Source organism: Nocardia sienata NBRC 100364, assembly GCF_001613205.1.
Classification (GTDB): Bacteria; Actinomycetota; Actinomycetes; order Mycobacteriales; family Mycobacteriaceae; genus Nocardia; species Nocardia sienata.
Map to the genome: position 1 here is coordinate 25,512 of NZ_BDBX01000068.1, position 8,764 is coordinate 34,275.

Sequence of the window (8,764 nt, forward strand, 5' to 3'; positions counted from 1 at the left end):
ACAGTACAGATGTCCTCAGAAAAACCCGTCTCCGACCCCCTGGAGCCGGAAGGCACCGGTGTGCCAGCGGACGCCGCGGCTGAGCACGCCCCTTCCGGTAACGACGAAACCGATGCTGCGACGAGCGGCGGCGCAGCCGAGAGCAGCGCCGATACCGCCGCGGCGGAAACCGGTGATGCGGAGGCCACCGGGCGAGCCGGGAAAGCGGCCGACCCGGATCCGACCTCGAAGAACACGAAGTCGGCGTCCGCTGCCGATACGGTCGGCTCCGGTACTGCGGGCGTAGGTGAGGAAAAAACGGTGGTGATCGGCAAGGCCGCAGCGGCCGAGGACACCGTAGTGGTGGGCAAGGCCGGCGCCGGCGCGACGGCTGCCGAGGCGGAGTCCGACTCCACGGTCGCAGCGAGCAAATCGGACGCCGCTACCGAGAAGGTCGACACCGCGAAGAAGCCCGCCGCCACCGAGCAGGACGCGGCCAACGGTGAGAAGTCCGGCGGCGCCGATGCCGCGAAACCCGCCGGCCGTCGCTCACCCTTCCCACTACCCGCATTGATCGGTGCCGCGGTGCTGCTGGTGGCGGCCCTCGTCGCGGTCGGGATCTTCTTCTTGCTCGCCGGGAACAAGCAGGACGAACTGGACCGGCGCGCCGCGGCCACCAAGGCCGCCTGCGATTTCGGGAACGATTTCGCCACCTACACCGGCGACAAGGCCGACGACTACCTGCAGCGCCTGGATCAGTCCGCCACCGGCGAGTGGAAGAAACTGGTCTCGCAGATCGGGCCGGACCTGAAGACCCGTTTCGCCGAGTCCCAGGTCAGTTCCACTGCCACCGGAGTGCAGTGCGGTTACGAATCCGGGTCCGGTGACCAGGCGCGGGTGGTGCTGGTGATCGACCAGCAGTTCACCACCGCGAACGTTCCGCAGGAGCAGGGGCCGGGTCAGGTCAAGGTGGCCGCGAATGTCTCCATGCAGAAGGTCGACGGCACCTGGCTGGTCGCCGACTTCGATACGCCGATGATGCAGCAGTAGTTGCAGCCGCGAGACGAACAGACGTTAGGACTCGAAGCTATGGCCAAGAACGAGACCGCGGCACCGGACACCGGCGACAAATCCGGACTGTTGCCGGTGGTCGCTGCCTTCGTGGCGGGCGTGGTGCTGGTGGCGCTGGTCGCCGCCGGCGTCGTGTACTTCCGGGCGTTCCAGCAGAACCGCGGAGAGCTCGCCGCCCAGGATCAGTCCACCCGCGCCGCATGCGATTTCGCCCGCGCGACCAACACCTACGACTACCAGGGCGACCTGGACGGCTTCATGCAGGCCATGAAGGACGGCGCCACCGACAATGTGGTGTCCTCGCTCGAACAGAACTGGGACGTACTGCGCCAGCTGCTCACCGAATCCAAGGTGAAATCCTGGGTCGACGAGGCGACCTGTGGTTTCCAGTCCGGTGACGAGAAATCCGCGAAGGTACTCGTCAATATCGGTCTGATGAAGACGAATTCGGTGACCCCCGAGCCGAAGCGCCAGGACATCGCGGTGACCGCGAGCCTGGAAAAGGACGGCGACCGCTGGATCGTGAACCAGTGGGAGCTGGCCATGCTCGCGGGTGTCGGCGGTCAGGGCGGGCAGCCCGCACCCGCCGGTCCCGCACCGGCCGCCCCCGAAGGCGGAGCGCCGGCCCCGCAGCCGGGTAACTGATCCTGGACGCCCGGGTCGATCCGGCCCCCGGTGGTGGATCGACCCACCGCCGGACATTCCTGGTATGCGGATGAGCATCGTTTCGGCCCTGGCGTTGTAGGAGCCGCTCGAGCTACGCTTGGCCGCCCATGTCCGGGTCTACGCGGCGCAGTGCCGAGGCCAGCCACTCCGTACCTCGGTGCGCGCTCGGCATCGACGCCAGTCCTCGGGATGCCTCTTCTACTGCGGCTGCCGTGTGCCCCAGCATCGAGAGCACACCGCCGCGCTGCACGGCTCCGAATCCCGGACTCCACCAGTACATCGATGCAGACGGCTCGTTGCCGTCCGCCTCCTCGGCCGCGGCGTCGGCGAGCATGAGCGCGTGTTCCGCTTCTCGCTTCGCGCCGTGCGCGGCCAGTAGCTCGGCCCGGCGCATCTGCCCGTACGCCCGGATGAGTGGGTGCGCATCGGTCACCGCCAGCGCGGCGTCGGACAATGCGAGAACTTCGCTGTAATCTCCGGCGCTCACGCTCACATAGCCGAGGAAACCCAAACTATGTGCGAGGCGATCCGGGTCCCGGGATTCCTCGGCAAGCGCCACCGCCGTCCCGAGGGTGCGCTGTGCGGTGGTATCGGCGCCGATCGCGTGCTCGAGCCATCCCCGGTATTGGGTGACCTCCGATGCCAGCGATGCGGCCGCGGCCCGGTCCGTGCTTCCCTCTCGGACGAAACTCTCGGTCATGTTCACGATGCCCCGCACCGCGGGAAGCACCGTCACCGCTCCGGCCGAATCTTCGATCCGGCGCATGGCCGCCAGCATCACCGCGACCTCGGAGAGCGCGGTGGAGTCCACGCTCGTCGGCCGTCGCACCGCCGCGGTCAGCCGCCCCAGGTCCGCGCCGAGGACGCGCTCGTAGGCCGTGACGACGCCGCCGGGCACCGGCCGTCTGCCGGTTTCGATAAGGGCCAGGTAGGTCTTTCCGTAGTAGGTGCGCTCGGCCATGACGCGCAGCGAGATCCCCGCGGCCTCCCGAGCGGCACGCAACAGTGCACCGGGTTCCATCTGCGCACCATAGCGCGGTTGTGGACAGGTGTGGACGCGAATGTGTCTCGGGTGCAGACCGATTCGGGCGATGCTCGATTCAGCACCCGGCGAGTGGTGACATCGACACGATCGCCCGGAGTGCTCCACACAGACAGCAAGGGACGGAGGGGTGCAGCATGACCGGCGAGTTGCCGAGAGCGATCGGGTTGATCCGCAGGGACATCTATGGCGAAGGGGTCGACGTCTACCGTGTTGCCGAGAAGTACGGCTTCCGGATCGTGTGGACGGTGCGCTTGGATACCGGACCGCTCGCGAGTGCACTCATTCTCTCGGGCGCAGTCATGGAGCACGGCGCGGCTGCAGTTGTTGTTCCGTCGTTCGGACACGCGGACGCGGTACGACATGCAATCACCGACATCGCCGCGCTGGTGACTCCGGTCCACGTCTATCCGCGCGGATATCGTTGGCCGGTCGTGCAGCTGTGACGGGCCACGACATCGCCTTGATTTTGCTTGCTTCGGCACTGACCTGGCTGACGATCGCGCTGTTCCGGGCGTGATCCACCCCGAACACGCGTGCGTTCGTGAGCGCATTCTGGGCAAGACGAAGCGAGGTATTTCGGGAGGTCGGCCGCGATCTAGAGCACTGGGGTTTCGGAATAACGTTGATTGGAAGCAGAAAACACAATCCGGGCGCCCCCGGCGGTGGGTCGAGCCACCACCGCCGGAGGCTATTCGGTTGGTATCCGGATCCATCGGTACTGCTACGACAACAGCGCGGGCGCGCCGATCCCGGACGGGATTCAGAACAGGTGGAGTGCCTGCGCTGTTGTCGCGTAGTCGGCGGTCGGTACAACCGCCGGTTCCGCAGCCTTCCCTGTTGCCGCGGAGGTTTCGGGGGCGACCCGGTTGACGGTCCGGGTGGCCACTGTCGAGGTGGCCGCTGCCTTACGGGCGGCGGCACCGGCCAGTGCGTCGGCCTGTTCGTTGAAATAGTTGCCCACATGTCCGCGCACCCAGCGGAACCGCACCGGGCCGGGACGGCCCGCGATGGCATGGTCGATATCCCGAATGAGCTCGACGTTCTTGACCGCGGACCCGCTCGAGGTACGCCAGCCGTTGTTGCGCCAGTTCGGCAGCCATTCGGACGCGCATTTGATCGCGTACAGCGAATCGCTCTCGATCAGTAGCGGATCCGATCCCGGGTGGGCCCGGATCGCCTCCAGGACGGCACGTAATTCGGCGATCTGATTGGTACCCGATGCCTCGCCGCCGCTTTCCGCGCCACCCGCGTGGTCCACCCACGCCCAGCCGATCGCCCCGCCGGGGTTGCGCAGGCACGATCCGTCGGTACTCACGATGATCATGGCAGTACCCTACGCAAGTCGGCCGACAAGGTCGGTACCGTGGAATTCCTCTATCGCCCTGCGCAATCGTGATTCGCTGCGCCGCAGGGCCCGGCGCAGCAGGGCGGCGCGCGGCCGTTCGCGCAGTGCCGCGGCGAAACCTCTGGAGCTGGGAAAGTCGAGTTCGGAGGTCAGTACCGAGCGGCCGCGGCCGAGTGGGTCGAATCGTAGGGTCAGCCGGGCGGTGAAGGGGCCGGTGAGCGTGTAGCCCAGCACCGCGTCCTGACGGTGTTCGGCGATCTCGCAGTGGAGGACGGGACGCCAGGGGCCGAACCGGTAACCGATCCGGTACTTCGCTCCGACACCGCGTTCCGGATCGCCACACCGGGTGATCTCGGCGGCTCCGGCCATCCAGTTCGGGATGAGCAGGGGATCGTCGGTATAGGCAAAGGCAACGGTGATCGGCGCCGTTACGTCGCTGGCGTATTTGATGAAGCCCACGGGCCCTCCCTCCACGGCTGCCCGCTAAAAGTACTATAGCTTTCCGTTTTATTTAAGGCCGATGCGAATCGATAGCCGTGGGGCGCCGGATGTGACACAGCGCCGAAACGTTCGGAGAGCGTATCAGAGCTGGTGGGGACGAGACGGCCGGAGAACAAGGGGCCTGAACACTCGAGACGAGCGTCACAGTAGCGCTGCTCGTGGGCGTCGATCCGTAACCCCTGCGGGGTTTCGGGGACGGCCTCGGGGGTACTTATCATCAGCCGGCGAGCGCTGTACTCGATGCCGTGATGATGTATCCGGCCAACGATGTCCGGCTGCCCGGGAACCTGGTGTGACGCTCGCCGGCCCGTCAGCCCTTCCGGGCCGGTTCCCGGCCCGTGCCGGGTGGCCCGGCGAAGGCCTGGGCGATGGTCAGCCACCGCGCCGCCTCCGTGCCGGTGGCTCGCAGCGCCAGATCGTCGGGGTGCCGGCGCTGCGTCACCAGCAGGCAGAAATCGAGTGCCGGCCCGGTCACCCGTTCGGGAGCCTCCGCCGGCCCCCACGACCACAGCTCGCCCGAGGGCGCGCGCAGCTCCACCCGGAACTCTGTATCGGGTACCGGCAACTCCCGGACGATATAAGCGAAATCCCTGGTGCGCACGCCGATATGGGCCACCGAGCGGAGCCGGTCGGTGGGATCGCGATGTACTCCCAGCGCGTCGGCGACATCCTGGCCGTGGGCCCAGGTCTCCATGAGCCGGGCGGTGACCATCGACCCCGGGCGCATGGGCGGTCCGAACCACGGCACCTTCGCGTCCGCCGGGACCGCGCGCAATGCGGCGGCGAGTTCGGTCCGGCCGCGCCGCCAGCGTTCGAGGAGCTCCGGCGGCGCGGCCGCGGCGGCTTCGGCGGCGGCGTCGTCGACGAAGGTCGTCACCCGGTCCGCGGCCGCGGTCAGCAGGTCGGTGAAGGCGCCGGCGCCGGTCCGGGCATCGGTGGCGGCCAGCGTGGCCACTTCGTCGGTCCAGGTGAGGTGGCCGATCTGGTGGGCCACGGTCCAGCCGGCCGCCGGGGTGGGGCGGGCCCAGTCCGACGGCGGCAGGTCGGCGACCAGGGCCTCGAGCTCGGCGCCTTCCGCTGCGAGGTCGCGAAGCAACGCGTCCAGATCGGTCATCGGTTCCCTCGTCTCGTTCACGCAGGTCGGTGCGGTGATCAGCATTCCAGCGGTGCAGAATAAATACAAGCATGACTGCTTTTATTCGGCGGAACCCCGACTCCTGAAGTGCGCGGGCGTCGATACCAGGAACGGGCGCACTGCGTGTCGGTGGAGTGGCTACCAGCCGAAGATCAGCAGGTGGGTGGCGCCGACCAGCAGTCCGAGCGCGGCCCCGTGCAGATAGAGCAGCCAGGCGTCCTGTTCGACCGAGGCGTAGAACATCTCCATGAACTCCCCGGGTGTGAGTTGCTGGAGCTTGCGGGCCGCGAACTCGTCGATGTTCTCGGCCTGCTCCCGGATGAAGTCGGCGTCCTCCACCAGCGCGGGCGCCAGCCCCACCGCCGCGCCCGCCGCCCCGACCTTCAGATTGTCGAATTGCCTCCGCCCGAACGCGGCCCGCACCACCGAGGTGGTGCGGCCGAGCTGGCGGTGGATCTCGTCGGAGATGAGCTGTTCGAGCAGCAACCGCGTCTTGTCGCCGTTGGGGCCGTTGAGCAACTCGTTGGACAGATTGGGCAGGGTGAGCACCTGATAGGCGAGGATATGGGCCAGATCGGTGGCCGCCTGCGGCTGCCGTTTCGCCAGCAGTGCCTGTTTCCAGATGTATTTGTAGCGGGGTTGCGGATCGCCGGGTGTGAACACCACCCGCACGGCGATGATGTTCACCACCACACCGATGAGCGCCGAGGCCGCCAGCACGATCGCCCAGGACGGGACCCAGCCCCACACCGGAATACCGGAGTGAACGTGCAGGTAGAGCGCTAACAGCAGTCCGAACGGGGCGCCGAGCAGGCCGATCCGGACCATGAATTTCAGTTCCGGCGCCGCGATGGTGGTGGTGAGGTCTTTGAGGATCTGCGGATTCTCCTGCAGATACCGGATCACGAAACCCTTCACGTCGATGAGCTGATCGACATTGTCGCCGAGGGAATCGAACGCCCGGCCGGTGAGTTCGGGCAGTTCCCGTTCCACCCGCTGATAGATCAGTTGCCGCATCGCCCGGGGCACGGCTTTCCACAGATCCGGGTTCTCCCGGTTCATCACCTCGTCGACAATGCTCTTCACCTGTTTCCGGGCCAGGGCGGCGACATAGTCGGCGATACCGTCGAGATCCAGTTCGTGGATGAAATCCCGGGGACTCCCGATCCGTAGCAGCGCTTTGTCCACACAGATGCTGGCCATCTTCTCGGCCCGTGCCGGAATGAAACCCTGGAAACCCAGCCGGGACCCGTCCTCGGAAAAGGTCGGCAGTACCTGGACCCGGCGCGGCAGATAGGGATACAGCACATCGAGCCCGGGAATCCGGATACCGCGGAACAGCAGCGGCCAGAACAGCATCAGCACACCGGTCCAGTTGGTGAGCCAGCCGGCCGCCGCGCTGAATATCGGAAAACTGATCAGATCGACGAAGAACTTGCTCTGACCCGTGAGTTCTTCCCAATTGATCAACACTCCGGACGAGAGTGTGATCATCGCGCGCTCCCCTTGGGCCGGATCGGGTGTTCGAGATCATCACATTGTCATCGGCCCGTCCCGGGTGTCAATCAGGGCTCACCGGCCCGCCACGGCCCTCGTGGGCAACCGCCGCGCCGCGGAAAACCGGAATAAGGTGCCGACATGAGCAACCCCGAGACCTCGGTACTTCCCGCTTTTCTCGCCGCCCTCGCCGATGGGCGGCTGGAAGTGATCGATCTGACCACACCGCTGAGCAGTTCCACGCCGGCCCTGCGGCTGCCCGAACCGTTCGCCAACCTGATCGATTTCGGTCTCGAGGAGGTCAGCGCCTACAACGAACCCGGCCCGTTCTGGCGGCACAACAACATCCACACCGGGGAACATATCGGGACCCATCTCGACGCCCCGGTGCACTGGGTCACCGGGCGCGACGGTGACGATGTGTCACAGATTCCGGTAGACCGGCTCATCGGGCCCGCCGCCGTCCTGGACCTGACCGCCGAGGTGGCCGCCGATCCGGACTATCTGCTCACGATCGCCGATGTGCAGGCGTGGGAGCAGCGGCACGGCCCGCTGGCCGAGGGCGTGTGGTTGCTGCTGCGCACCGGTTGGGAGTCGCGTGGCGGATCGGAGGCCGAGTTCCTCAATGCCGACGAGACGGGTTCGCATACGCCGGGGGTGGCGGTCGACTGTGCGCGCTGGCTGGCCACCGAGCGGGGTCTGACCGGGCTCGGCGTGGAAACCGTCGGCGTCGACGCCGGCCTGGCGGGCGGTTTCGACCCGGTGTTCCCGGTGCACCACTACTTCCTCGGCAATGACAAATACGGCCTCACCTCGCTGCGTAATCTCGGTCGGCTACCCGCTGTGGGCGCGCTGCTGGTGGTGAGTCCGCTGCCGATCGTCGGCGGTACCGGTAGCCCGTCGCGAGTGCTGGCGGTGCTGGATCGGGCCGGCGCGGCATGACCGCGGGCGGTTCGGCGGATACGACCCCGGCAGGGCAACCCGGCTATGGACCGACGGTTGCCGATGTAGTGGGCGGGGTGCTCGCCGATCTCGGGGCGGGGCACTGCTTCGGTGTGGTGGGCAGCGGAAATTTCGTGATGACCAACGCCCTGCGCCGGGGTGGTGTGCCGTTCACGGCGGCCAGGCACGAGGGCGGCGCGGCGAGTATGGCCGACGCCTACACGCGGATGTCGGGGCGGACCGGGGTGCTCTCGCTGCACCAGGGCTGTGGCCTGACCAACGCGATGACCGGGATCGGCGAGGCCGCCAAGAGCCGTACCCCGATGATCGTGCTGACCGCGGACAGTCCGGCGGCGGCGCTGCGGTCCAATTTCCGGGTGGACCAGGAGGCGCTGGTCCGCGGTGTGGGCGCGCTGAGCGAGCGGGTGTTCTCGGCGCAGACCGCGGTCGCCGATGTGACGCGGGCCTTCCGGACGGCAGCGGCCCAGCGCCGCACCGTGGTCCTCAATGTGGCGATCGATGTCGCCGCCGCCCCGGCCGGCGCGACGGGGCCTGTCACCGCCCCGATCCCGTTGCCGCGCGT

10 protein-coding genes are annotated in these 8,764 nt (G+C 67.4%); 5 read left to right on the plus strand and 5 right to left on the minus strand.

Features of this window, described 5'->3' with window-relative positions; genetic code table 11:
• Positions 1 to 9: 9 nt before the first annotated feature.
• Both NS4_RS28685 and NS4_RS28690 read left to right on the plus strand, forming a co-directional pair.
• Positions 10 to 1,029 (plus strand): prolipoprotein diacylglyceryl transferase, encoded by a 1,020-nt coding sequence (locus NS4_RS28685; protein WP_063062608.1) that lies wholly within the window; start codon positions 10 to 12, stop codon positions 1,027 to 1,029.
• A 39-nt stretch (positions 1,030 to 1,068) separates the two neighbouring features.
• On the plus strand, positions 1,069 to 1,695 hold the full coding sequence (locus tag NS4_RS28690) for a hypothetical protein (RefSeq protein WP_063062609.1): 627 nt from the start codon (positions 1,069 to 1,071) through the stop codon (positions 1,693 to 1,695).
• 112 nt (positions 1,696 to 1,807) lie between these two features.
• Here the strand turns inward: NS4_RS28690 and NS4_RS28695 are convergent, their stop codons facing one another.
• Complete coding sequence (locus NS4_RS28695) at positions 1,808 to 2,737, minus strand: NsdA family TPR-like regulatory protein (RefSeq protein ID WP_063062610.1); 930 nt, start codon at positions 2,735 to 2,737, stop codon at positions 1,808 to 1,810.
• A 158-nt stretch (positions 2,738 to 2,895) separates the two neighbouring features.
• Here NS4_RS28695 and NS4_RS28700 point away from each other — a divergent pair, with 158 nt between their 5' ends.
• Positions 2,896 to 3,204: a hypothetical protein gene (locus NS4_RS28700; RefSeq protein WP_063062611.1), complete on the plus strand. Its 309-nt coding sequence runs from the start codon at positions 2,896 to 2,898 to the stop codon at positions 3,202 to 3,204.
• Positions 3,205 to 3,521: 317 nt separating this feature from the next.
• Here the strand turns inward: NS4_RS28700 and NS4_RS28705 are convergent, their stop codons facing one another.
• The 4 genes from NS4_RS28705 to NS4_RS28720 form a co-directional block, all read right to left on the minus strand.
• Positions 3,522 to 4,085, minus strand: coding sequence for a ribonuclease H family protein (locus NS4_RS28705; protein ID WP_063062612.1), 564 nt, complete (start codon positions 4,083 to 4,085; stop codon positions 3,522 to 3,524).
• A 9-nt stretch (positions 4,086 to 4,094) separates the two neighbouring features.
• The gene (locus NS4_RS28710) at positions 4,095 to 4,565 is read right to left on the minus strand and encodes an SRPBCC family protein (RefSeq protein ID WP_063062613.1); all 471 of its coding nucleotides are present in this window, start codon (positions 4,563 to 4,565) and stop codon (positions 4,095 to 4,097) included.
• 352 nt (positions 4,566 to 4,917) lie between these two features.
• Positions 4,918 to 5,721, minus strand: coding sequence for a TIGR03084 family metal-binding protein (locus tag NS4_RS28715; protein ID WP_063062622.1), 804 nt, complete (start codon positions 5,719 to 5,721; stop codon positions 4,918 to 4,920).
• Positions 5,722 to 5,880: 159 nt separating this feature from the next.
• Positions 5,881 to 7,236, minus strand: coding sequence for a DUF445 domain-containing protein (locus NS4_RS28720; protein ID WP_063062614.1), 1,356 nt, complete (start codon positions 7,234 to 7,236; stop codon positions 5,881 to 5,883).
• A gap of 144 nt (positions 7,237 to 7,380) precedes the next feature.
• Here NS4_RS28720 and NS4_RS28725 point away from each other — a divergent pair, with 144 nt between their 5' ends.
• Together NS4_RS28725 and NS4_RS28730 are read left to right on the plus strand one after the other, a co-directional pair.
• Positions 7,381 to 8,181 carry a cyclase family protein gene (locus NS4_RS28725; RefSeq protein ID WP_063062615.1) on the plus strand — a complete coding sequence of 267 codons (801 nt, stop codon included), beginning with the start codon at positions 7,381 to 7,383 and terminating at the stop codon, positions 8,179 to 8,181.
• Positions 8,178 to 8,764 (plus strand): thiamine pyrophosphate-binding protein (locus NS4_RS28730; RefSeq protein WP_245665816.1); only part of this gene is annotated, 587 nt, incomplete at its 3' end. The genes NS4_RS28725 and NS4_RS28730, both read left to right, overlap by 4 nt.

Excerpts from the sequence above, each read along its gene's own strand:
- NS4_RS28685 (WP_063062608.1), top strand. The coding sequence starts at position 10 with ATGTCCTCAGAAAAACCCGTCTCCGACCCCCTGGAGCCGGAAGGCACC.
- NS4_RS28690 (WP_063062609.1), top strand. The coding sequence starts at position 1,069 with ATGGCCAAGAACGAGACCGCGGCACCGGACACCGGCGACAAATCCGGA.
- NS4_RS28695 (WP_063062610.1), bottom strand. The coding sequence starts at position 2,737 with ATGGAACCCGGTGCACTGTTGCGTGCCGCTCGGGAGGCCGCGGGGATC.
- NS4_RS28700 (WP_063062611.1), top strand. The coding sequence starts at position 2,896 with ATGACCGGCGAGTTGCCGAGAGCGATCGGGTTGATCCGCAGGGACATC.
- NS4_RS28705 (WP_063062612.1), bottom strand. The coding sequence starts at position 4,085 with ATGATCATCGTGAGTACCGACGGATCGTGCCTGCGCAACCCCGGCGGG.
- NS4_RS28715 (WP_063062622.1), bottom strand. The coding sequence starts at position 5,721 with ATGACCGATCTGGACGCGTTGCTTCGCGACCTCGCAGCGGAAGGCGCC.
- NS4_RS28720 (WP_063062614.1), bottom strand. The coding sequence starts at position 7,236 with ATGATCACACTCTCGTCCGGAGTGTTGATCAATTGGGAAGAACTCACG.
- NS4_RS28725 (WP_063062615.1), top strand. The coding sequence starts at position 7,381 with ATGAGCAACCCCGAGACCTCGGTACTTCCCGCTTTTCTCGCCGCCCTC.